At 70.7% G+C, this 22,938-nt stretch carries 25 protein-coding genes; 19 read left to right on the forward strand and 6 right to left on the reverse strand.

From position 1 onward, the window contains the following. Positions 1-106: 106 nt before the first annotated feature. Positions 107-1,228 (forward strand): alpha/beta hydrolase, encoded by a 1,122-nt coding sequence (locus tag NRF20_RS25215; RefSeq protein ID WP_398628084.1) that lies wholly within the window; start codon positions 107-109, stop codon positions 1,226-1,228. 45 nt (positions 1,229-1,273) lie between these two features. Here the strand turns inward: NRF20_RS25215 and NRF20_RS25220 are convergent, their stop codons facing one another. Next, a complete protein-coding gene (locus tag NRF20_RS25220; RefSeq protein ID WP_398628083.1) occupies positions 1,274-2,461 on the reverse strand; it encodes an ABC transporter ATP-binding protein in 1,188 nt (395 codons plus the stop codon). Positions 2,462-2,588: 127 nt separating this feature from the next. On the opposite strand from NRF20_RS25220, the gene NRF20_RS25225 reads away from it, so the two are divergent. The 4 genes from NRF20_RS25225 (at position 2,589) to NRF20_RS25240 (ending at position 6,180) form a co-directional block, all read left to right on the forward strand. Beyond that, a complete protein-coding gene (locus NRF20_RS25225; protein ID WP_266360473.1) occupies positions 2,589-3,311 on the forward strand; it encodes an ABC transporter permease in 723 nt (240 codons plus the stop codon). 2 nt (positions 3,312-3,313) lie between these two features. After that, entirely contained in the window at positions 3,314-3,988 is a 675-nt protein-coding gene (locus tag NRF20_RS25230) for an ABC transporter permease (protein WP_398628082.1), read from the forward strand. Positions 3,989-4,088: 100 nt separating this feature from the next. Next, the gene (locus NRF20_RS25235) at positions 4,089-5,075 is read left to right on the forward strand and encodes an ABC transporter substrate-binding protein (protein ID WP_413753308.1); all 987 of its coding nucleotides are present in this window, start codon (positions 4,089-4,091) and stop codon (positions 5,073-5,075) included. Positions 5,076-5,169: 94 nt separating this feature from the next. Beyond that, positions 5,170-6,180 carry a hypothetical protein gene (locus tag NRF20_RS25240; protein ID WP_398628080.1) on the forward strand — a complete coding sequence of 337 codons (1,011 nt, stop codon included), beginning with the start codon at positions 5,170-5,172 and terminating at the stop codon, positions 6,178-6,180. 37 nt (positions 6,181-6,217) lie between these two features. Here NRF20_RS25240 and NRF20_RS25245 read toward each other — a convergent pair whose 3' ends face one another. Together NRF20_RS25245 and NRF20_RS25250 are read right to left on the reverse strand one after the other, a co-directional pair. After that, a complete protein-coding gene (locus NRF20_RS25245; protein WP_093893679.1) occupies positions 6,218-7,360 on the reverse strand; it encodes an NADH-quinone oxidoreductase subunit D in 1,143 nt (380 codons plus the stop codon). 101 nt (positions 7,361-7,461) lie between these two features. Further along, on the reverse strand, positions 7,462-8,496 hold the full coding sequence (locus NRF20_RS25250) for an SAM-dependent methyltransferase (protein WP_413753309.1): 1,035 nt from the start codon (positions 8,494-8,496) through the stop codon (positions 7,462-7,464). A 96-nt stretch (positions 8,497-8,592) separates the two neighbouring features. Here NRF20_RS25250 and NRF20_RS25255 point away from each other — a divergent pair, with 96 nt between their 5' ends. The 3 genes from NRF20_RS25255 to NRF20_RS25265 are packed head-to-tail and all read left to right on the forward strand — an operon-like array spanning position 8,593 to position 11,130. Further along, positions 8,593-9,795: a sensor histidine kinase gene (locus NRF20_RS25255; protein WP_398628078.1), complete on the forward strand. Its 1,203-nt coding sequence runs from the start codon at positions 8,593-8,595 to the stop codon at positions 9,793-9,795. A gap of 45 nt (positions 9,796-9,840) precedes the next feature. Further along, positions 9,841-10,518 carry a response regulator gene (locus tag NRF20_RS25260; protein ID WP_398628077.1) on the forward strand — a complete coding sequence of 226 codons (678 nt, stop codon included), beginning with the start codon at positions 9,841-9,843 and terminating at the stop codon, positions 10,516-10,518. Between the two features lie 3 nt (positions 10,519-10,521). Beyond that, positions 10,522-11,130 carry an AAA family ATPase gene (locus NRF20_RS25265; protein ID WP_413753310.1) on the forward strand — a complete coding sequence of 203 codons (609 nt, stop codon included), beginning with the start codon at positions 10,522-10,524 and terminating at the stop codon, positions 11,128-11,130. 12 nt (positions 11,131-11,142) lie between these two features. On the opposite strand, the gene NRF20_RS25270 is transcribed toward NRF20_RS25265, so the two are convergent. After that, on the reverse strand, positions 11,143-12,255 hold the full coding sequence (locus NRF20_RS25270) for a DUF5937 family protein (protein WP_413754603.1): 1,113 nt from the start codon (positions 12,253-12,255) through the stop codon (positions 11,143-11,145). A gap of 105 nt (positions 12,256-12,360) precedes the next feature. On the opposite strand from NRF20_RS25270, the gene NRF20_RS25275 reads away from it, so the two are divergent. Next, positions 12,361-12,621, forward strand: coding sequence for a hypothetical protein (locus NRF20_RS25275; protein ID WP_266360490.1), 261 nt, complete (start codon positions 12,361-12,363; stop codon positions 12,619-12,621). 60 nt (positions 12,622-12,681) lie between these two features. Here the strand turns inward: NRF20_RS25275 and NRF20_RS25280 are convergent, their stop codons facing one another. Continuing rightward, positions 12,682-13,905 (reverse strand): threonine aldolase family protein, encoded by a 1,224-nt coding sequence (locus tag NRF20_RS25280; RefSeq protein WP_398628075.1) that lies wholly within the window; start codon positions 13,903-13,905, stop codon positions 12,682-12,684. Positions 13,906-14,095: 190 nt separating this feature from the next. Between NRF20_RS25280 and NRF20_RS25285 the strand changes: the two genes are divergently transcribed. The 10 genes from NRF20_RS25285 to NRF20_RS25330 all read left to right on the forward strand — a co-directional run bounded on the left by NRF20_RS25285 (position 14,096) and on the right by NRF20_RS25330 (position 22,320). Continuing rightward, a complete protein-coding gene (locus NRF20_RS25285; protein WP_413753311.1) occupies positions 14,096-15,046 on the forward strand; it encodes a Rossmann-like and DUF2520 domain-containing protein in 951 nt (316 codons plus the stop codon). Next, positions 15,043-16,122 carry a pantoate--beta-alanine ligase gene (gene panC, locus NRF20_RS25290; protein ID WP_413753312.1) on the forward strand — a complete coding sequence of 360 codons (1,080 nt, stop codon included), beginning with the start codon at positions 15,043-15,045 and terminating at the stop codon, positions 16,120-16,122. The genes NRF20_RS25285 and panC overlap by 4 nt, the downstream gene beginning before the upstream one ends. After that, positions 16,119-17,864, forward strand: coding sequence for an L-aspartate oxidase (locus tag NRF20_RS25295; protein WP_413753313.1), 1,746 nt, complete (start codon positions 16,119-16,121; stop codon positions 17,862-17,864). Before panC ends, NRF20_RS25295 begins: the two co-directional genes overlap by 4 nt. Positions 17,865-17,866: 2 nt before the next feature. Beyond that, the gene (nadC, locus tag NRF20_RS25300) at positions 17,867-18,910 is read left to right on the forward strand and encodes a carboxylating nicotinate-nucleotide diphosphorylase (protein ID WP_398628072.1); all 1,044 of its coding nucleotides are present in this window, start codon (positions 17,867-17,869) and stop codon (positions 18,908-18,910) included. Beyond that, the gene (locus tag NRF20_RS25305) at positions 18,910-19,707 is read left to right on the forward strand and encodes a type III pantothenate kinase (RefSeq protein WP_114245204.1); all 798 of its coding nucleotides are present in this window, start codon (positions 18,910-18,912) and stop codon (positions 19,705-19,707) included. Before nadC ends, NRF20_RS25305 begins: the two co-directional genes overlap by 1 nt. A gap of 138 nt (positions 19,708-19,845) precedes the next feature. After that, the gene (locus NRF20_RS25310; protein ID WP_398628584.1) at positions 19,846-20,424 is read left to right on the forward strand and encodes a hypothetical protein; all 579 of its coding nucleotides are present in this window, start codon (positions 19,846-19,848) and stop codon (positions 20,422-20,424) included. Between the two features lie 61 nt (positions 20,425-20,485). Then, positions 20,486-20,662 (forward strand): hypothetical protein, encoded by a 177-nt coding sequence (locus NRF20_RS25315; RefSeq protein ID WP_266360502.1) that lies wholly within the window; start codon positions 20,486-20,488, stop codon positions 20,660-20,662. 110 nt (positions 20,663-20,772) lie between these two features. Further along, complete coding sequence (locus NRF20_RS25320) at positions 20,773-21,273, forward strand: BlaI/MecI/CopY family transcriptional regulator (protein ID WP_398628071.1); 501 nt, start codon at positions 20,773-20,775, stop codon at positions 21,271-21,273. A 9-nt stretch (positions 21,274-21,282) separates the two neighbouring features. Continuing rightward, positions 21,283-21,840, forward strand: coding sequence for an amino-acid N-acetyltransferase (locus NRF20_RS25325; RefSeq protein ID WP_398628070.1), 558 nt, complete (start codon positions 21,283-21,285; stop codon positions 21,838-21,840). A 144-nt stretch (positions 21,841-21,984) separates the two neighbouring features. Then, positions 21,985-22,320, forward strand: a complete 336-nt coding sequence (locus NRF20_RS25330; RefSeq protein WP_266360508.1) for a histone-like nucleoid-structuring protein Lsr2 — start codon at positions 21,985-21,987, stop codon at positions 22,318-22,320. Here NRF20_RS25330 and NRF20_RS25335 read toward each other — a convergent pair. After that, a complete protein-coding gene (locus NRF20_RS25335; protein WP_413753314.1) occupies positions 22,299-22,907 on the reverse strand; it encodes an SCO3374 family protein in 609 nt (202 codons plus the stop codon). The two genes, NRF20_RS25330 and NRF20_RS25335, sit on opposite strands and share 22 nt — an antisense overlap. Positions 22,908-22,938: the final 31 nt, after the last annotated feature.

The raw sequence follows: 22,938 nt of genomic DNA on the forward strand, positions 1-22,938 counted from the left end.
CCTTCGGCCGAGGCCTTCCGGACGATGTGCGATCTGTAGGACGAGGCTTCCGGGGCGAGGGTTCACCCACCGGCCGGAAAATTCCTGACAAGAAAGCTCACCCCCCATGGGTCTTACCAGCAAGACATTTCTGGCCACGGCCATCGTGCTGGCCGTGGTGTTCTTCGCCGCCACGGTCTGGCTCTGGCCGCGGTTGGCCCGGCGCAGCGTGTCCGCGGTGTTCGGCAGGGTCGGCCTGCTGCTGGTGACTCAGCTCACGGTCTTCGTCTCCGTCGGTCTGGTGGCCAACAATTCGTTCCTCTTCTACGGCTCCTGGGCCGATCTGTTCGGCCAGAAGCAGGATCTGGGAGTGGTCACGGACCACGCGGCCGGAACGCTTGCATCCAAGAACATCGTGCGGGTCGGGATACAACGGCCGGACGTGCCGGGTGGTTCGCGGCCCACGATGGGCGGAAGGATCGACAAGGTCGTGATAGCGGGGCGGAAGTCGAAGATCGAGAGTTCGGCGTATGTGTACCTCCCGCCGGAGTACTTCCAGGCGGCGTTCGCCCGCCGGAAGTTCCCTGCGGTCGTCGTCCTCACCGGCTACCCGGGTATCTCGGAGAACCTCCTGAAGGGCCTTCACTACCCGCGGACGGCGCACGAGCGGGTGAAGGCCGGCCGGGCGCAGCCGATGATCCTGGTGATGCTGCGGCCGACGGTGGCGCCGCCGCGGGACACCGAGTGTGTGGACATAAAGGGCGGACCGAAGACCGAGACGTTCTTCGCCGAGGATCTGCCGCGGGCGGTCTCGGATACGTACCGGGTCGGCAAGCTGGCCCGTAACTGGGGCATCATGGGCAATTCGACCGGCGGCTACTGTGCGCTGAAGATCGGGTTCCACCATCCGGACCGGTTCTCCGCGAGCGCCGGGCTCTCCGCGTACTACAAGGCGGCCGAGGACCCGACGACCGGCGACCTCTTCCACGGCGACCAGGGGGCGCGCGAGCGCTCCGATCTGATGTGGAGCCTGGACAATCTGCCGCAGCCCGACTCGTCCTTCCTCGTCACGACCTCCAAGCGCGGCGAGGGGAACTACCGCACCACGAAGCAGTTCATCGCCAAGGTGAAGCCGCCCGCCCAGGTCTCGTCGATCGTGCTCGACAGCGGCGGGCACAACTTCAACACCTGGCGGCGGGAGATTCCTTCGGCGCTGGACTGGATGAGCAGCCGGCTGAGCGAGAACTGAGACGGGTCCGGTTCAGGACCCGCTCACCGGCCTCCGTTCACCGGCTCACCGTGCGGCGGTCTTGGTGACGCTCTCCACTGTCTCGACGGCCACCTCGGCACGCGGGACATCCTGGGCGTCCGCGTCGATCGAGCGGCGCAGCGCCTCATGGAGCCGCGCCGGGGTGAGTACGCCGAGGAAGCGGCCGTTGCTCTCCTTGTCGATGACGGCGATCCAGCCCGCGTCGTGCTGGAGCATGGTGGCGAACGCCTGCTTGAGCGGGGCGCCGACGGGCAGCCATGCCTCCATCCTGCGGGCGTGGGCGCGCACTGTGTCCTTGGTCCCGGTGGTGGAGCCGTCGGCCGGGATCCAGCCGTGCAGATTGTCCTCGCCGTCCAGTACGACGGCCCAGCGCGCTCCTTCGGCCCGCAGCCGCTCGGTCGCCCTCGCCAGCGAGTCGTCGAGGTGGACGACCGGTGGCTGGTCCAGGTCGCCCTCCTCGATGGGGGTCACGGAGAGCCGCTTGAGTCCACGGTCGGCGCCGACGAAGTCCGCGACATAGGGGGTGGCGGGGGTGCCGAGCACGGTCGCCGGGGAGTCGAACTGCTCGATGGAACCCTGTCCGTAGACGGCGATACGGTCACCGAGCCGGACCGCTTCCTCGATGTCGTGCGTGACGAACAGCACGGTTTTGCGGACCTGTGCCTGGAGTTTCAGGAATTCGTTCTGCAGCCGTTCCCGTACGACCGGGTCGACCGCGCCGAAAGGTTCGTCCATCAGGAGCACCGGCGGATCCGCGGCCAGTGCCCTTGCCACGCCCACGCGTTGACGCTGGCCGCCGGAGAGCTGTTCCGGATAGCGGTCGCCATAAACGGAAGGATCAAGTCCGACAAGGTCGAGGAGTTCCGCCGCGCGCTCACGTCCCTTTCCCCGTTTCCAGCCGAGGAGATGAGGGACGGTCGCGGTGTTTTCCAGGACCGTACGGTGCGGGAAGAGCCCCACCTGCTGGATCACATAGCCGATACGGCGGCGCAGTCGGACGGGGTCGATGGCGGATATGTCGTCCCCGTCGAGGAATATCCGGCCCTCGGTCGGTTCGATCAGCCGGTTCACCATCTTCATGGTGGTCGTCTTGCCGCAGCCCGACGGTCCGACGAGCGTGACCAGTTCACCCTCGGCGACCTCGAAGGAAAGGTCGTCGACGGCGGTGGTGCCGTCCGCGTACCGCTTGGTGACATGCTCGAAACGGATCATGGTTCCCCATTGTCGCGCGTGTTCTGTGAAGGACATGTTGCTGGAATACAACGGCCTCGGCGATTGTCAGTGGTCGAGGATAGGGTCACCAGAACACCGGTACGAGGCGGTAATCGGAGGGGGGCGGATGGCTGCCGCACAGAACTGCATGGTGACGAACGACTGGATCTGTGCGGAGTATCTCCGTTCCCGCAGCCAGGAGTTGACCGATGCGACGGTCCAGCACATCTGGATCACCGCGGTCTCGGTGCTGATCGGACTCCTGGTGGCCTTTCCGCTGGCGCTGCTCGCACGCCGCAGCCGCCGCTTCGCCGGACCGGTCCTCGGGCTGACGACGGTGCTCTACACCGTGCCTTCGCTCGCCATGTTCTCGCTGCTGCTGCCGCTGTTCGGACTTTCCGCGGCGCTGGTCGTCACCGGCCTGGTGCTGTATTCGCTGACCATTCTCGTACGGAACATCCTGGCGGGCCTCGAAGCGGTCCCGCAGGAGGCGAAGGAAGCCGCCAAGGGAATGGGGTACGGGCCGGTCCGGCTGCTGTGGGAGGTCGAACTCCCCCTTGCCATGCCCGCGTTGATGGCCGGGGTGCGGATCGCGACGGTCTCGACGATCGCGCTGACGACGGTCGGATCGATCATCGGCAGAGGCGGCCTCGGCAACCTCATAGGGGACGCTCTGCCCAGCTTCTTCAAGGCCCAGGTGCTCACCGCCTCGGTCCTGTGCGTACTGCTCGCGGTCGTCGCCGATCTGCTGCTGCTGGGCCTCCAGCGGCTGTTGACCCCCTGGACCCGAATACGCGCCGTTCACGCAGGCGCGGGTGCGGTCGCGGTCACCACGGCAAAGGCGGTCTGACCATGGGAGTTCTCGGCGAGGCCTGGACCTGGCTCACCACCGGCGCCAACTGGTCGGGGGAGAACGGGGCGGCCCACCGGCTCGGTGAGCATCTGTACGTCAGCGGCGTCGCGCTCGCCCTGGCCTGCGCCGTGGCCCTGCCGATCGCGCTCTGCCTCGGGCACATCGGGAAGGGGGGCGCGCTGGCCGTCAACATCTCCAATGTGGGGCGGGCGATCCCGGTCTTCGCGGTGCTGGCCCTCTTCATGGTCTCGCCGCTGCGCAACGCCGGATATGTGCCGACGATCACCGCGCTGGTGCTGTTCGCCGTGCCGCCGCTGCTCACCAACGCCTATGTCGGGATGACGGAGGTCGACCGGTCGGTGACCGAGGCGGCGCGGGGCATGGGAATGTCCGGGAGCCAGCTCTTCGTACGGGTCGAACTCCCGCTGGCCTACCCGATGATCATGACAGGGCTGCGCTCGGCCGCGGTCCAGGTGGTCGCCACGGCGACGATCGCCGCGATGGTCGGCCAGGGCGGACTCGGCCGGATCATCACCGCCGGGTTCAACACGTACAACACGCCGCAGGTGGTCGCGGGGGCGCTGCTGGTCGCTGTGCTCGCCCTGCTGGTGGAGGCGGTGCTGGTGGGCCTGGACCGGATGCTGTCACCGCTGCGCCGCCGCAGGGCGGCATGACGACGCGGCACGACCGCCCGTCGGGCCCACTTCATCGCACCCTCTCGATCCCCGGATCCCATCTCAAACAGACCTTGTTGCTGTGGACGGAGAACAACTCATGAGCAAGACCTCGCGAATAGCGGGCGCGGTCATCGGCATGGTCGCGCTGGCCGGCTCGCTCGCCGCCTGCGGTGGCGACAGCCTGGAGAAGGACAAGGGGGGCTCGGCATCGTCCGGCGGCTCCGGTGGCTCCGGCAAGAAGGGCTCGCTCGTCGTCGGCGCGGCCTCCTTCACCGAGTCCAAGGTGCTCGCGGAGCTGTACGCACAGATCCTGGGCGACGCCGGATACAGCACCTCGGTCACCACGGTGGCCAACCGGGAACTGTACGAACCGTCCCTGGAGAATGGCGAGATCGATGTCGTCCCCGAATATGCCGCGACGATCGCCGAATTCCTCAATGCCAAGGTGAACGGGGCGAAGGAGGCCGAGAAGAAGCCGGTCGCCTCCGGTGACGCGACCGCCACGGTCGCGGCGCTGGAGAAGCTTGCCACCCCGCGCGGGCTGAAGGTACTCCCGGTCGGCGAGGCCGTCGACCAGAACGCCTTCGCGGTGACGAAGGAATTCGCCGCCGAGAACAAGCTCAAGACACTTTCGGATCTCGGCAGGTCGAAGGCCGAAGTGAAGATCGCGGCGGGCGACGAGTGCGAGGTACGGCCGTTCTGCGCACCGGGTCTGAAGGAGACGTACGGCATCGATGTCACCGGCATCGACCCCAAGGGAGTCGGTACGCCGCAGTCCAAGCAGGCCGTGAAGGACGGCAAGGACCAACTGGTTCTCACCACCACCACGGACGCGGTGCTGGACAGCTACGACCTGGTGTTCCTGGAGGACGACAAGAAGCTCCAGAACGCGGACAACGTTCTGCCGGTCGTCAATGCCAAGGACGCGGGTTCCCAGGACATTGCCGACGCACTCGGCAAGCTCACCAAGGCCCTCACGACCGAGGATCTGGCGGAACTGAACCGCAAGGTCGACGCCGAGCGCGCAAAGCCCGCCGATGTGGCCAAGGACTATCTGCAGTCGAAGGGCCTCATCAAGAAGTAGGGATTGGGGGAATCGGGGGCCGTCAGGTAACCGGCCGGGAACAGATTGGCGGGCGGCCCCCCAAGCGCCCCGTACGCACTGTAAATTTCAGGCCATGCCACGTGGACGTCATCGCCATTCGCCACCTCTGCACAGAATCCTTCCGTCTTCGGCCGTCGTCGGAGTCTCGATCGTCTGTGCCGCGGGCGCCTGGCTGCTCGCCGAGCCCCTGATCCTGCGCGGTCTGGTGGCCGCCGCGGCGGCCACTGCCGTGACCGGTGCGTATCTGATGCGCAGCTGGGACCGGGAAGCGGGCCGTCGTGTCGCGGAGTTGACGCGTGCCCGTGCCGGCGACGAATCTCGGGCCGAGGAGCGTACGGCCGAGCTCGAGGCCGACCTGGAGGAGTCGCGGGAGCTGCGCGTACGGCTGGAGACGAAGCTGCGCCGCAAGCGGGTGGAGCTCGCCGGTCTGCGCGGGGAGCACGCCGCGCTGCTGCGGCGGTACGCCAACGCCGAGACCGAGCGGGCCAGCGCGCTGGAGGGCCGCAGGCAACTCGCGATCGAGGCCGCCGCGCCCCGGGAGCTGCCCGCCGCACGCAGCACACCGACACCGGCCGCCTATCTGCGTGCCGCCCAGGCGCTGGAGGACCTCTCGCGCAACGGGGCGCTTCAGGAGGCGCGCCGTACCGCCGAGCAGGCCAGGAAGCGGGACCTCGCGGAGCGGGCCCGGGAGGCGGAGGAGCGGCAGGGGAAGCACGCGGCGGCCGCGGACGCGTCCGGGGCGCAGCACCTCCTCCCGCCGGCCGCCCTTCCCGCGACCCGGCCGTCTCCCGCGCTGCCCGCGGCGCGCACTGTGCCGGCCGCCAGCGCCGTCGCTCCGTACGCGGCGTCCCGCCGTCATCCGGTGCCGCAGGGCAGCTTCGACTTCTTCGGTACGCAGAAGGCGCGCGCCGCGATCGAGTCGGTGCAGAACGAGGACCTCGCGGACGTGGTGGGCGAGGAGGCGCTGGCCGCGCACCGCACGGGCACGGCCGAGAACCGGGCCGTCGGCAAGGTCATCGACCTGACCGCGCACGACGAGACCGAGCAGCTGGACATGGCGGAGCTGCGCAGCGCGATCTCGTAGGCGCGCGGGCGCTGCGCGGGTCGGCCTGGGTGTCGGCCTACTTGTCGATGTCGCCGACGACGAAGAAGAGCGAGCCCAGGATCGCCACCATGTCGGCGACCAGCGTGCCCGGCAGGAGCTCGGTGAGCGCCTGGATGTTGTTGTACGAGGCGGATCGGAGCTTCAGCCGGTACGGGGTCTTCTCGCCCTTGGACACCAGGTAGTAGCCGTTGATGCCGAGCGGGTTCTCGGTCCAGGCGTAGGTGTGGCCCTCGGGGGCCTTCAGCACCTTGGGCAGCCGCTGGTTGATCGGGCCGGGCGCGAGGCCGGCCATCCGGTCCAGGCAGGCGTCCGCCAGATCCAGGGCGTTGTGCGTCTGCTCCAGCAGGCACTCGAAGCGGGCCAGGCAGTCGCCCTCGGTGCGGGTGACGACCTTGAGGGTGTCCTGGAGCTCCCCGTACGCGAGATACGGCTCGTCGCGGCGCAGATCGAAGTCGACCCCGGAGGCGCGGGCGATCGGACCGGACACTCCGTACGCGTGCACGGTCTCGGCGGACAGCACGCCGACACCGCGGGTACGGCCCCGGAAGATCTCGTTGCCGAGCACCAGGTCGTCGTACACGTCCATCCGGGACCGGACCGAGGCGACGGCGTCCCGGGCGCGGCCGAGCCAGCCCGCCGGGAGGTCCTCCTTGAGGCCGCCGACCCGGTTGAACATGTAGTGCATCCGGCCGCCGGAGACCTCCTCCATCACGGCCTGGAGCTCCTCGCGCTCGCGGAAGGCGTAGAACACCGGGGTGATCCCGCCGAGTTCGAGCGGGTACGAACCGAGGAACATCAGATGGTTCAGGACCCGGTTCAGCTCGGCGAGCAGGGTGCGCGTCCAGACCGCGCGCTCCGGGACCTCCATGCCGAGCATGCGCTCGACGGCCATCACGACGCCCAGCTCGTTGGAGAACGCCGACAACCAGTCGTGGCGGTTGGCGAGCATCACGATCTGCCGGTAGTCGCGGGCCTCGAAAAGCTTCTCCGCGCCGCGGTGCATGTAACCGATGACCGGTTCGGCGTGCTGGATGCGTTCGCCGTCGAGGACGATGCGCAGACGGAGCACGCCGTGGGTGGAGGGGTGCTGGGGGCCGATGTTGAGCACCATGTCGGTGCTCTCCGCTGCGCCGCCGATGCCGACTGTCGTCTCCGTCATACGGCCAGTATTCCCTGAGCGTCCGGGGTTCCGCTCCGGGCCCCGCGGCTCAAGCGCCGACGGGGCCGGCCCGACCGGGGCGCTGCCCCGGACCCCGCTCCTCATTCGCCGGAGGGGCTGGATTTCGCTCCGCGCCTCAAGCGCCGGTGGGGCTGTTTTTTTCGGTGCATCAGCCAGCCGAAGTCGCCCAGGCCGCCCCGGGCCGTCAGTTCCGCTGCCTCGCCCGCCGAAGCGAGGGCCCGTACGTATCCGGCCGGGTCGGTCGACGCCAGGGCCAGTGGTGGGCGCTCGCCGTTGATGCCGAGGTGGTGCAGCGCCTCGCGTTGCGTCAGCACTTCGGGCGGTGCGCCGGCCCCGGCGTCCACCGCCGCCGCGCACGCGTCCAGCGCCACGTGCGAGGTGAGGTCGCAGCTGCCGTCCGGCACCGGCCGCACCTCGCGGCCGGACCGGAAGCCGGCCAGCGTGCCGAAGGGGGGCCGTGCCTCCCTTGCGTGGGCGTAGTCCACCGCCACCGCGAGCCCCCCGGACAGCGTGGACACCGCCCGTGCCCAGGCCTCGTCGCGCGGCCGGCCGATCTCCGCGCGGCTGCCCGGTCCGGCCGACGGCCACCAGCGGCGCAGCCACTCGGCGTCCGCCCCGGTCACCGGCTCGCCCAGCCGTTCCGTACCGTCCGTTGTCCGGACGAGGACATACCGGTCGACACCGTCCGCGTCGGTCTCGGAGACGTCGGTCGGGACGTTGTCCAGCCACTCGTTGGCGAAGAGCAGACCGTGCGTCCCCGGCGGCGGTTCGGCGCACCACTCGATTCCGGGGTCCAGACCGGCCGGGCGGGCGGCGAGCTCCACGGCGTACGCCCGTACGGCGAGACCGTCGGCGCCCACGGCCGGCAGCGCCGCCAGCACCCCCGCCAGCAGTTCGCCCCGCCCCGCCCCCAGGTCCACCAGGTCGACCGAGTCGGTGCCCAGCTCCCGCGCCGTCCTGACCAGCAGCCTGGCGACGGCGGAGGCGAACAGCGGGGATGCGTGGACGGACGTACGAAAATGCCCCGCCGGTCCTTCGGGGCTCCGGTAGAACCCCCCGTCTCCGTACAAAGCGGTCTCTGCCGCCTCCTGCCACCCACGCCACTCATCCGTCACGTTTCCAAGTCTCCACCTTGGGGAGTACGGTCCCAGCAACTGGATCGGCCCTTCGGCTGACCCATGCACCTCCCGCCTTTCCCTACGCTGGGTTACGTGCAGCGCCTCTACGACTTCATCCGCAGACACCCGACGGGCGTCGACAGCTTCTGGGCTGTCTTCCTCCTCGGGCTCTCCGGCCTGTCCATGGTGGCGCACGCGGGCAGCCCCGGTGAGCGGCTCGCCGCCCTGCTGATCATCGTCGGCCTCTGCACCGTCGTCGCGTTGCGTCGGCGCGCGCCGGAGAAGATGCTGCTGCTCGCCGTCGCGATGGGCGTCGCGCAGTTGGTGTTCGGGGTCGGACCAGGCATCGCGAACTTCGCGATGCTGGTGATCGTCTTCACCGTGGCCACCCTGGGGGAGCGCTGGGCATCCCGGCTCGCACTGGTCTGCAGCCTGAGCGCGGCCGGTGTCTCCCAGCTGCGCTGGCCGCAGGACGTCCCGCAGACCAGCTGGCCCCAGCAGGTCTTCATCGGCGTCGTGATGACCGTGCCGTTCGTGCTCGCCTGGGTGCTCGGCGACTCGATGCGGACCCGGCGCGCCTACTTCAGCCAGCTGGAGGAGCGCGCAGCCCGGCTGGAGAGGGAGCGCGAGGCGCAGTCGAAGGTCGCGGTGGCCGCCGAGCGGGCCCGTATCGCCCGCGAACTCCACGATGTCGTCGCGCACAACGTCTCGGTGATGGTGGTGCAGGCCGACGGTGCCGCGTACGTCATGGACGCGGCCCCCGACCAGGCACGGCAGGCACTGGAGACCATCTCCAGCACCGGCAGGCAGGCCCTCGCCGAGATGCGGCGGCTGCTCGGGGTGCTGCGGACCGGTGACAGCCAGGAGAGCGGGGAGTACGTCCCGCAGCCCGATGTCGAGCAGATCGAGGACCTGATCGAGCAGGTCAGGCAGACCGGACTGGCCGTCGACTTCAAGATCGAGGGCACGCCGCGCCCGCTGCCCAGCGGGGTCGAGCTGACCGCGTACCGCATCGTGCAGGAGGCCCTGACCAACACCCGCAAGCACGGCGGCCCGGACGCCGGGGCCAGTGTGCGGCTGGTCTACTTCGACGACGGGCTCGGGCTGCTGGTCGAGGACGACGGGCGGGGCGCGGCGCACGAGCTGTACGAGGACGGCGGCGCCGACGGCGCGGGCCACGGAATGATCGGTATGCGCGAGAGGGTCGGCATGGTCGGCGGCACGCTGGACGCCGGGCCGCGGCCCGGCGGCGGGTTCCGGATCAGCGCACTGCTGCCGCTCAAGCCGACCCATTAGGTCTTCGGACCCCCCTTGCAGGACAGACAGGAGACAGGACACCTCATGGCCATCCGCGTGATGCTCGTCGACGACCAGGTGCTGCTGCGCACCGGCTTCCGGATGGTGCTCGCCGCCCAGCCGGACATGGAGGTCGTGGCCGAGGCCGGCGACGGCGCGGAGGCGATCGAGATCCTGCGCTCCACCGCCGTCGATGTGGTGCTGATGGATGTCCGGATGCCGAGGCTGGACGGCGTCGAGGCCACCCGTCGCATCTGTGCGCAGCCGGATGCGCCGAAGGTGCTCATCCTGACCACGTTCGACCTCGACGAGTACGCCTTCTCCGGGCTGAAGGCCGGGGCCAGCGGCTTCATGCTCAAGGATGTGCCGCCCGCCGAACTGCTCGCCGCCATCCGCTCCGTGCACAGCGGCGACGCCGTAGTCGCCCCGTCCACCACCCGCCGGCTGCTCGACCGCTTCTCACCGATGCTGCCGAGCGGCAACCGCGAACCGCAGCACAAGGGCATCGGCAAGCTCACCGAACGCGAACGCGAAGTGATGCTGCTGGTCGCGCAGGGCCTGTCGAACGGCGAGATCGCGGCCCGCCTGGTGCTCTCCGAGGCGACCGTGAAGACGCACGTGGGCCGCATCCTCACCAAGCTGAGCCTGCGCGACCGGGTGCAGGTCGTCGTCCTCGCGTACGAGACGGGGCTGGTCCGGGCCGGCGGCGGCGGGGTGGGCTGACCCGTGGGCGCGCTGCTCTGGATCAACGGACCGTTCGGCGGCGGCAAGACGCAAACGGCGTATGAGCTGAATCGGCGGCTGCCCGGCAGCGTGGTCTGCGACCCCGAGCACGTCGGGTTCGGGCTGCACCGGATGCTGCCGCCCGGACTGCGCGGTGACTTCCAGGATCTGACGGCCTGGCGCGACGGCGTTCGCGAGGTGCTGGAACTGGCGTTGCGGGGTCATCCGGGGCCGGTGATCGTGCCGATGACGCTCGTCGACCCCGGCTACTTCGCCGAGATCATCGGGAGGCTGCGCGACGACGGGCACACAGTGCACCACTTCGCGCTGCTCGCCGAGCGGGCCACGGTGCTGCGCCGGCTGTCCGAACGCGGGCTCGGGCGTGGGCTGAAGCGGGAGAGTTTCGCCGTACGGAAGCTGGATCACTGCCTGGAGCGGCTCGCGGAGCCGGAGTTCGCCGAGCACCTGCGTACCGACCGGCTGACGATCCCGCAGGTCGCCGACCGGATCACCGGATCGGCGGGGCTGACCGTGTTGCCGGACAGGGACAGCGCGCTGCGGCACCGGGTGCGGCGTACCTGGACGGGCATCAAGCACATCCGCTTCGACTGAACCGGCCACGGCTCAGCGCAGGATGCCCTCCAGGAAGTCGCTGCCGAGCCGTGCCACCACGGTCAGGTCCAACTGGTGCAGCACGTACCGGCCGCGCCGCCGGGTGATGACCAGGCCGGCCTTCTTCAGCACCGTGAGATGCCGGGAGACCTCGGGCGCCGTGATGCCGTGCGTGTCGGCGAGTTCACCGGTCGTGTGCGCGGAACGGGCGAGGTGGCGGCACAGCCGCATCCGCATCGGGTGGGCCAGCGCCTCCATGCGCAGTTGGAGCAGCTCCACGGAGGCGGGGGAGGGCAGCTCGGGGTGGTGCACCGGGTAGTGGATCACCGGACGCCAGCCCGGCGCGTGCAGCAGATTCAGGTGCGGCCAGCCGAAGGTGGACGGGATGAGGGTGAGCCCGGGGCCGACGGCCGGGTCGGCCGCGTCGGTCCGGCCCTCGGTCAGTTTGTCGGCGCTGATCCGGGTCCCGGCCTCGTCGATCGACAGGGCCGGGGACACCGCGCCCACCGCCTCGCCGAGCCCCTTGCGCCGCAGCAGATCCGTCTTGTGCCGGGCGTCGGCGACCAGCTGGACCTGCACCCGCCGCCAGGTGTCGGCGAAGAACGCCTGGTCGCAGTCCTCGAACAGACGCCGGACCCAGCGGCGTACGGAGGTGGGGCCGGTCAGCAGCTGCTCGGTGAACTCCACCTGCCGGGGGCCGCGCGCCGCCGCCATGTCCAGGGCGCGGGCGCGCATCGTCGCGTCGCTGAGCGGCGAGGGCGCGCCCGTTCCGTACAGGCTGTGGCAGGTGAACTCCAGGGCGGCGGAGACGAACCGCTCGTCGTCCAGCCGGTCGAGGATGTCCAGGTCCTCGGCGAGGTTCGCCCCCGTCCTGCCGTTGCCGCCACGGACCCCGGCGAACGGCATGAAGACGTCCGAGAACGTGTGGCGCCACAGGAAGTCGGCCTCGTGCAGCCGGTCGGCGAGATCGGGCTCCAGCGCGCTCGCGGTCGCTGTCGCCCAGCCGTGCAGGCCCGGGTGGTGCCCCGGCTCGGAGAGGGCGTGCAGGGCCAGCCCCAGCTCGGCGAGGGGGGAGGTCTCGAAAACGATGCGTTCGGGCGCCAGCCCCGCGATGTCGATGTGCACGCTCACCTCTCCATAGTGCGGGGTGCGCGCAGCAGCCCACGCGCCGTTTGACGGTGGTCGTCAATCGACGGGCGGGGCGAGCCGGGACCGGCCCACGCTGAGGCCATGGACGCCATTCAGCAGCACATGATCGACAGCTATCGCGCAGCTCAGCGGGGGGAAGCGCCGCCGCCAATGCCGGGCCGGCACGACTGGGGGGTGGTGCGCGAGGCACGCGACCGGCGCCGCTTCGACGCGGTGATCGCGGGCCGCCCGGCGCGCCGCCGCCGGCGGACGGCGCTATGGGCCCTGTTCACCCGGCGCCACCGCACCGCCCGGCCCGGCGTCCCCAGCCGGTGCGGCAACTCCAGCCCGTCCGGCGTTTGAGGACGCAGCCGTCCGGGCTGGGCGTGTCCGGCACCCCCGTCGCGGTCCGGCCAACCCCCGCTAGGCCAGCCGCTTCACGAACTCCCCCACCGCCGCCCGTACGTCCCCCGCCGTCCACTCCAGCCCTTCCCACCCCACCGTGACCTCGGTGAACGACACCCCGGGCGGCCCGGAAGCCGCGGGGTACCAGACGCGGAAGAGCGCCACGCCCGTCTCTTCCGCCTGCCGCACCGAGGCCTCCGTCAGGACATCCGCCCCGTAAGGCAGCCACACCTGGAACTGGTGCGTGTGCGGCGGCTCCGGATGCACCCGGAACCACCCGACGCCGGCCGCCGAGAAGCCCTCGGCCAGCGCCCCGGCCACTACCTTCGCCTGCGCGACGTACGACGGCAGCTGCGGCAGCTCCTGCTCCAGACCGATCAGGGCGGCGAGCGCCGCAGGGAACTGCTGGAAGAGCTGCCCGCCGTACCGGTGTCGCCAGGTGCGGGCCTCCTCGATCAGCGACTCGGGACCGGCCAGCGCGGCCCCGGAGATTCCGCCGAGGGTCTTGTAGAACGACACGTACACACTGTCCGCGAGCGCCGCGATCTCCGGCAGCTCCCGCCCGAAATGGGGGGCGCACTCCCACAGTCGCGCGCCGTCGACGTGCACCACTGCATCGCGTTCCCGTGCGGCCGCCACCACGGCCTCCAGCTCCTCCCACGTCGGCAGGACGAAACCGGCATCGCGCAACGGCAGTTCCAGCATCATCGTGCCGAACGGCTCGGCGAAGTCACGGATCTCCTGCGCAGTGGGCAGCCGGGGCTCGGACGTCGGATGGACGGTACGCAGCCCGCTCACCGCCTCGAGCGCGCCGCGCTCGTGCACCTCGGGGTGTGCCAGGGGATGCAGCGCCACCGTGGAATTGCCGGTCCGCCCGGCCCAGCACCGCAGCGCGACCTGCTGGGCCATCGTCCCCGTCGGGAAGAACGCGGCGGCCTCCATGCCCAGCAGCCCCGCGATCCGATCCTCCAGCTCGGCGACGACGCCATCGCCGTATATGTCCGCAGGGCGCTCCAGGTCGGTGACCGACCCGGCCCCCGCCGCCAGCGAGGCCAGCCGTTCACCGAGCGAGAGGTTCATGGGCGGCCTGATCAGGACCCGCTCGGCCGCGCGCCAGGCATTTGTCCTGCGCAGCCGCTGCACATACTCCTGCGGCTGCTCCCGCTCGTTCGCGTTGCTCCGCGCCCCGTCCTGTGCCTGCCGCTGCCGTGCCTGCTCGCCTGTGTCTGCCATGTCTGTCATGGGACGATCATCATGCAGAGCGCAGCTCGGGCCCGGACGATTTCCGGGTTCACCCGGGCCTCGGGCCGCGCCCCCGCCCGGACTTTTCCCACAGGCTGTGGACAGCCAGGAGCCAGGGCGAAACGCTGGCGTAGCATGCAGAGAAATCGTCCGGTACCCCCCGCGGACTGGAACGGAAGGCCACTGCCGCGTGAATGCAAAAGTCCCCAAGGAGCCCCTCGACGCGAGGGACCGCCCCGCCCGCCTCACGGTCGGCGTCGTGGGCGCGGGCCGCGTCGGCCCCGCTCTCGCCGCGTCCCTGCAACTCGCCGGGCACCGACCGGTAGCCGTGTCGGGCGTCTCCGACGCGTCCGTGCGCAGGGCTGCCGCCCTCCTCCCCGACGTACCGCTGGTGCCCCCGGCCGAAGTCCTCGCGCGCGCCGAGCTGGTGCTGCTGACCGTTCCCGACGACGCGTTGCCCGGCCTGGTCGAGGGCCTCGCCGAGACCGGCGCCGTGCGGCCGGGACAGCTGATCGTCCACACGTCGGGGCGTTACGGGACGAAGGTGCTGGACCCGGCTCTGCGGGTCGGCGCCCTGCCGCTCGCCCTGCACCCGGCGATGACGTTCACCGGCACCTCGGTCGACGTCCAGCGGCTGGCCGGCTGCTCCTTCGGCGTGACCGCCCCCGAGGAGCTGCGGCTCGCGGCCGAGGCGCTGGTCATCGAGATGGGCGGCGAGCCCGAATGGATCGCGGAGGAGTCCCGCCCGCTCTACCACACGGCGCTCGCCCTCGGCGCGAACCATCTGGTCACCCTGGTCGCCCAGTCGATGGAGCTGCTGCGTACGGCCGGGGTCGCCGCCCCCGACCGGATGCTCGGCCCCCTCCTGGGCGCCGCGCTCGACAATGCCCTGCGCTCCGGCGACGCCGCGCTGACCGGCCCCGTGGCCCGCGGCGACGCGGGCACGGTCGCCGCGCACATCGGCGAGCTGCGCAGGCACGCTCCGCAGGCGGTGGCCGGTTATGTCGCGATGGCCCGCGCCACCGCCGACCGCGCACTCGCCCACGGCATGCTCAAGCCGGAGCTGGCCGAGGACCTGCTCGGAGTCCTGGCCGACGGCGCCGGCACGACGGGCGGCACCGGATCACAGGAGTCCCGATGACAAACAGGACCGGCAGGCCCGGCACGTCCGGTACGCCCCACACCGCCGCCCCGCCCCGCACGCCCGGCACCGCCCCCGCGGCCACCCTTCTTCGTACGGCCGCCGAACTCGCCGCGTTCGCCCCCCTCAAGGGGCAGCGGGCCGTGGTCATGACCATGGGCGCACTGCACGAGGGCCACGCCACCCTGATCCGTACCGCACGTGCGGCCGCGGGCACGCACGGCCAGGTCGTCGTCACCGTCTTCGTCAACCCGCTCCAGTTCGGCGAGGCCGCCGACCTGGAGCGCTACCCCCGTACCCTCGACGCCGATCTCGCCGTGGCCGGCGCCGCCGGGGCGGACGCGGTCTTCGCGCCGTCCGTCGACGAGGTCTACCCCGGCGGCGAACCGCAGGTCCGGATCTCGGCGGGCCCCATGGGCGAGCGGCTCGAAGGAGCCTCCCGCCCCGGGCACTTCGACGGGATGCTCACCGTCGTCGCCAAGCTCCTGCACCTCACCCGCCCCGACATCGCGTTCTACGGGCAGAAGGACGCCCAGCAGCTGGCGCTGATCCGCCGCATGGTGCGCGATCTGAACTTCCCTGTGGAGATCGTCGGCGTGGAGACGGTCCGCGAACCGGACGGCCTCGCGCTCTCCAGCCGCAACCGTTTCCTGGACGCCGAGGAACGGCACACCGCACTCGCCCTGTCCCGGGCCCTGTTCGCCGCGCGGGACAGGCTCGCCGCCCAGCAGGCGCTGCACGCCCGCGCGCAGACCACCGCGGCGACCACCGGCAGGGCCGCCGCGCTCACCGCGCTCGGCGAGACCCGCGCGGCCGCCGACACCCAGGCGGTGGCGCTGGCCCGCCCCGTGGACGGACCCGCGGCGGTACGCGCCGCCGCGCAGTTGATCCTCGACGACGCGGCCGCCGAACAGCCGCCGCTCGCCCTGGACTACCTCGCGCTCGTGGACCCGGCCGACTTCACCGAGATCCCCGACGACCGCACCACCGGTGACGCGATCCTCGCCATCGCCGCGAAGGTCGGCAAGACCCGCCTGATCGACAACATCCCGCTGACCTTCGGAGCCACCACGTGACCGGAATACGGCTGACCGCCCCCGCCCCCGGCTGGTCCATCGACGCCGACGTCGTGGTGGTCGGCTCCGGCGTGGCCGGTCTCACCACCGCGCTGCGCTGCGCAGCCGCGGGCCTCGCCACCGTCGTGGTCACCAAGGCCCGCCTCGACGACGGCTCCACCCGCTGGGCGCAGGGCGGCATCGCGGCTGCCCTCGGCGACGGCGACACCCCCGAGCAGCATCTGGCCGACACCCTGGTCGCGGGCGCGGGCCTGTGCGACGAGGCCGCGGTACGGACCCTGGTCACCGAGGGCCCCGACGCCGTACGCCGGCTGATCGAGACCGGCGCCCACTTCGACACCACGGACAGCGGCGACATCGCGCTGACTCGCGAGGGCGGCCACCACCGCCGCCGTATCGCCCACGCGGGCGGTGACGCGACGGGTGCCGAAATCTCCCGCGCCCTGGTCGAAGCGGTCCGCGAAGCCGCCCTGCACACCGTCGAGAACGCTCTCGTCCTGGACCTTCTCACGGATGCCGAAGGCCGTACCGCGGGCGTCACCCTGCACGTCATGGGCGAGGGTCAGCACGACGGTGTCGGCGCGGTCCGCGCCCCCGCGGTGGTCCTCGCCACCGGCGGCATGGGCCAGGTCTTCTCCGCCACCACCAACCCGGCGGTCTCCACGGGCGACGGCGTGGCCCTGGCGCTGCGGGCCGGTGCGGAGGTCTCCGACCTCGAATTCGTCCAGTTCCACCCGACGGTCCTCTTCCTCGGCGCCGGCGCCGAGGGCCAGCAGCCCCTGGTGTCGGAGGCGGTACGGGGCGAGGGCGCCCATCTCGTCGACGCGTCCGGTACGCGCTTCATGGCCGGGCAGCACGAACTGGCGGAACTGGCGCCGCGCGACATCGTCGCCAAGGCCATCACGCGCCAGATGCAGCTGAACGGCACCGAGCACATGTATCTCGACGCCCGCCACTTCGGCGCCGCGATGTGGGAACAGCGCTTCCCCACCATCCTGGCGGCCTGCCGCGCCCATGGCATCGACCCGATCACCGAACCCATCCCGGTCGCCCCCGCCGCGCACTACGCCTCCGGCGGCATCCGCACCGACCTGCGGGGACGTACGACCGTGCCCGGCCTGTACGCCTGCGGCGAGGTCGCCTGCACCGGCGTGCACGGCGCGAACCGGCTGGCGTCCAACTCCCTCCTGGAGGGCCTCGTATTCGCCGAGCGCATCGCGGCGGACATCGTCGGGGACCGGCCCAGCGCGGGCGCCGCGACAACCGGCACCCTTCCCGCCCCCTCGCCGCTCCTCGCCCCCGAGGCACGCGCCACGATCCAGCGGATCATGACCCGGGGCGCCGGAGTCCTGCGCTCCGCCGAGAGCCTGGCCGCCGCCGCCGAGCAGCTGGAGGCCCTGCACAACAGCGCCGCCGAGGCCGCCGGGGCCGCCGAGCCCAAGGTCGCGGTGCCCGGTGTCGAGGCGTGGGAGGCCACCAACCTGCTCCTCGTCTCGCGCGTCCTGGTCGCCGCCGCCCGCCGGCGCGAGGAGACCCGCGGCTGCCACTGGCGCGAGGACCGGCCCGAGCGCGACGACGAGAACTGGCGCCGCCACCTCGTCGTCCGGCTCACCCCGGAGCGTCAACCGGTCCTCCGTCGGACGGAGACCGAGGCATTCGGGCCCGTACACCCGACGCAGGCACCAGACTGCGCAGCAGCAGCACCACTGATTCACCCCGCCGACGTCACCGAGGAGCCGTAACCGTGAGCACGCCCGAAGAGAATCCGCGCCCCACACCCGTGGACGTACCGCTGATCCAGATCGGCGCGCCCGCACCGTCCGCGGGCGGCTGCGGGGACGGCTGCGGCTGCGGCGGGGACGAGCTCTACGAGCTCGACCCCCTGGAGTGCGGCCTCGACCCCGACCTCGCCCAGCTCCTCGCGGACGCGGGCCTGGACCCGGTCCAGGTCGAGGACGTCGCGCACGTCGCCATCGAGGAGGACCTCGACGGCGGTGTCGACGTCACCACCGTCGCGACCGTTTCCGAGGACGCCGTGGCCACCGGCGACTTCACCGCCCGCGAGGCGGGCGTCGTGGCCGGCCTGCGCATCGCCGAGGCCGTCCTGTCCATCGTCTGCACGGACGAGTTCGCGGTCGAGCGCCACGTCGAGGACGGCGACCGCGTCGCCCCCGGCCAGAAGCTGCTGACCGTCACCACCCGCACCCGCGACCTGCTCACCGGCGAGCGCAGCGCACTCAACCTGTTGTGCAGGCTCTCCGGCATCGCGACCGCCACCCGCGCCTGGGCCGATGCGCTCGAAGGCACGAAGGCCAAGGTCCGCGACACCCGCAAGACCACCCCGGGCCTGCGCGCCATGGAGAAGTACGCGGTGCGCTGCGGCGGCGGCGTCAACCACCGCATGTCGCTGTCGGACGCGGCGCTGGTCAAGGACAATCACGTCGTCGCGGCGGGCGGCGTGGCCGAGGCCTTCAAGCGCGTACGCGATGAGTTCCCGGACGTACCGATCGAGGTCGAGGTCGACACCCTGCAGCAGGTCCGAGAGGTCCTCGACGCGGGCGCCGACCTGATCCTGCTGGACAACTTCACCCCGCTGCAGACGGCCGAGGCGGTTGCCCTGGTCGGCGGCCGCGCGGTCCTGGAGTCCTCCGGCCGGCTCTCCCTCGACACCGCGCGCGCCTACGCGGAAGCGGGCGTCGACTACCTGGCGGTCGGCGCGCTCACCCACTCCTCGCCGATCCTCGACATCGGCCTGGACTTCCGCGACACCGACGGGGCCGGCGTCTGATGCTGCTCACCATCGACGTCGGCAACACCCACACCGTCCTCGGCCTGTTCGACGGAGAGGAGATCGTCGAGCACTGGCGGATCTCCACCGACGCCCGCCGCACCGCGGACGAGCTCGCGGTGCTGCTCCAGGGCCTGATGGGCATGCACCCGCTGCTCGGTGAGGAACTGGGCGACGGCATCGAGGGCATCGCGATCTGCTCCACGGTCCCGGCCGTCCTGCACGAGCTGCGCGAGGTGACCCGCCGCTACTACGGCGACGTCCCCGCGGTCCTCGTCGAGCCGGGCATCAAGACCGGGGTGCCGATCCTGATGGACAACCCGAAGGAGGTCGGCGCGGACCGCATCATCAACGCGGTCGCCGCCGTCGACCTGTACGGCGGTCCGGCGATCGTCGTCGACTTCGGCACGGCCACGACCTTCGACGCGGTCTCCGCCCGCGGCGAGTACACCGGCGGTGTCATCGCCCCCGGCATCGAGATCTCGGTCGAGGCACTGGGCGTCAAGGGCGCCCAGCTCCGCAAGATCGAGCTGGCCCGGCCGCGCAGCGTGATCGGCAAGAACACGGTCGAGGCGATGCAGTCGGGCATCATCTACGGCTTCGCGGGCCAGGTCGACGGTGTCGTCGCACGGATGAAGAAGGAGCTGGCGGCCGACCCCGACGACGTCACCGTCATCGCGACGGGCGGCCTTGCGCCGATGGTGTTGGGCGAGTCCTCCGTCATCGACGAGCACGAGCCCTGGCTCACCCTCATCGGTCTGCGTCTGGTGTACGAGCGGAATGTGTCCCGGATGTAGCGGATACGGGGCGCACCTGCGGGAACGGTTCGGCGGAACGGGGGCCGCCGCCGCGCCGCCAACGGCCAGTTAAGCCGATTTTGTCCATTTAGCACGTATTGTCGCGTCATGCCCACGCCTTACGGATCACGCGGCGGTATGGCGTTCAGCGCGGACGAGCTGCGTGTGCTCCGACGCGCCCTCTCCATCGCCCTTCACCCCACACCCCTGCCCGACGAGGATGTCCAGGACTGCCTGCGGCTGGCAGGCGCCGTGGACGAGGCGGTCGGCGAAGCGGGACGGCTGCGCACGTTCCTCCTCGCCGACCTCGTCCGCTATCGCAACGCCCTCCCCGGCTCCGTCAGCGGCTATCTGGAGCTTCTCCAGGACGCCCTGGCGGGCGGATACGACCCCCGTCCCGATGACCTCGCCGCGCTGCGCGCCCTGCGCCACAGACCGGTGGCCGCGGCGCTCCTGGAGCGCTGTCAGGCGCTCGCGGAGCGGTCGGTGCGGGCCCGCCTCGCCGGACGCTCCGCGCCGTCGACGGCCCCCGCACCCCGCAGCCGACTCCTCGCCCTGCCCGGCGGCCGGGCCGTCGACGCCGAACCCGAACGGCCGAAGACCCCGGCGGCCCCGCCCCGGCCGGCCCCGCCGTCCGAGCGCCCGGCGCCGAAACCCTCGGAGGTCTTCCCGCCCCGCCGTCCGGTCCCGCCGCCGCAGCAGTGGGCCGCGGGTTAGCCCCGACGCAACGCGGAGGGGGCGCGCGGAAGCCGGTACCGGCCTCGCTACTCTGGATGCCATGGACTACGTATCCGCGCTCGTGCCCCCCGTGGTGATGGCCGCCTTCTTCATCGGCCTCGTCGTGACGATCGTCAAGAGCCAGGGCGGTCCCAACAAGGCCAAGGAGGACGCGGCCGTGGACATGGCGATCGGTCGCGCCGAGTCGGTCCAGCAGGCGCCGCGCGACGGTGTCTGACTTCCCCGGACCTCGCAGCACGCGAAGGGCGCACGACTCGTCAAGAGTCGTGCGCCCTTTTGCTGCGTAAATAGCCGAGCATTCCCGGCATCTGGCACTAAAGTGACATTGTGCCCCGTCAATTGGGAGATCTGGAAGACGCCGTGATGACGCGGGTCTGGCAATGGAACCGTCCGGTCACCGTGCGGGAAGTCCTTGAGGACCTTCAGCAGGAACGCTCCATCGCCTACACCACCGTCATGACGGTAATGGACAATCTCCATCAGAAGGGCTGGGTACGCAGGGAAGTCGACGGCCGCGCATATCGATATACGGCGGTCTCCACCCGCGCCGCCTACTCGGCCGCACTGATGAACGAAGCCTGGTCGCACAGCGACAACCCCGCCGCCGCTCTTGTCGCCTTCTTCGGCATGATGTCCGCCGAGCAGCGCGAGGCCCTCAAGGACGCCATGCGGATCGTTCTGCCCAACCTGCACGGGGCCTCCGAGCTGCCGTCCGGCGAAGCGGCGGATGAAGCGACCCATGAAGGGGTCGATGAACCGACTGATGAACCGGCCGGAGAAGCGGCCGAAGATCCGGCCGATGGCGCGGACCCGGAGACCGGGCGATAGCGTCTGGGTATGTCCTCAGAGCTTCCGCATACCGATTTCCGTACCAAACCGTCGGTTATAAACGTGGCCATCACAGTCCGCCGTGCCAGGACCAGCGATGTGGCATCGGTCCGCCGTCTCCTCGACGGGTACGTACGCGAAGGCATCTTGCTCGACAAAGCAACGGTGACGCTTTACGAGGACATCCAGGAGTTCTGGATCGCAGAACGCGACGAGGACGCCCGGGTCATCGGCTGCGGGGCACTGCATGTGATGTGGGAAGACCTCGCCGAAGTGCGCACTCTCGCAGTCGATCACAGCATCAGGGGTGCCGGAGTCGGGCATCAAGTACTGGACAAGTTGTTGCAGACCGCCCGTTGGCTGGGCGTACGGCGGGTTTTCTGTCTCACCTTCGAAGTCGACTTCTTCGCGAAGCACGGCTTCGTGGAGATCGGAGAGACACCGGTCGACGGAGATGTCTACAGCGAGCTGCTGCGTTCCTATGACGAGGGTGTCGCAGAGTTCCTGGGTCTCGAACGAGTGAAGCCGAACACCTTGGGCAACAGTCGGATGCTTCTGCACCTGTGACCGCCGCAAGAAGCCGTAGCCCTATGTCCGAATCGCGCACGTTTCCCGTCTTCTCGGGATCCTGAACCTCTGCCGGGGGTTTGTGTTTTTCGGGGAAAAGCGGTTTCCTTTCCGCGTACTGCATTTTCGATGAAAGGAAATCCGGTGGCACAGAAGGTTCAGGTCCTTCTTGTCGATGACCTCGACGGTGGCGAGGCGGACGAGACGATCACGTTCGCTCTGGATGGCAAGACGTACGAGATTGACCTCACCACGAGCAACGCGGACAAGCTCCGCGGTCTTCTTGAGCCGTACACCAAGGGTGGCCGGCGTACGGGTGGCCGTGCAGCGGCCGGCCGTGGCAAGGGCCGTGCCGTCACGGGTGGCAACAAGGACACCGCGGAGATCCGTAAGTGGGCGCGCGAGAACGGCCACAATGTGAATGACCGTGGCCGTGTTCCCGCGGAGATCCGTGAGGCTTACGAGAAGGCCAACGGCTGAGCTGTCGACTCATCGGTCGACCGCCCCGTTCGGGCGCGCATCAATCGGACCCGGTGGCATTCCGTCGCCACCGCGTCCACGAGCCGTACGAGATCGGGAGCATCCCCACCCCTGCTCCCGAGGCCGACCAGGGCCGGGAGCTCCGGCTCTCCCTCGTGCCGCAGCCCGGGGGGCCGCAGCCATACGGCGGCCCCCGACCGGCCCGCCACCCGACCGGGCGGCGTCGGCGCAGTGATCCGACCGCCCGTACCGATGGCGGTCAGCGAGAGGGCGACACCGCCCCACTCCAGCCAGTCGAGCAGCCCGGGCAACTCGTCGGCGCTTCCCGCTGTCACCAGCAGGCTCATCCGCGATCCCGTCAGCGCCACAGGTCCGGTCCGGCCCACCCGCCGCAGCGCCGCATGGCCGGCGGCCGCAGGCACTTCCAGGGCGTCGAACCGCAGCCCGGTCAGCAACCGCACCGGTGTGGTGCCCTCCGTTGCCCAGCCGAGCTCGCGCTCGTACCACTGCGCCCACCGTGTGCATTCGGCGTGACCCTCCTGCTCGTCGGCGAGCGACTGCAGGATGGACGGGGCGGTGATGGCCATGTCAGGAGAACGGCCGAGCACCCCAGGAGTT

It is taken from the genome of Streptomyces sp. R-74717, assembly GCF_047305335.1.
Taxonomy (GTDB): Bacteria; Actinomycetota; Actinomycetes; order Streptomycetales; family Streptomycetaceae; genus Streptomyces; species Streptomyces atratus.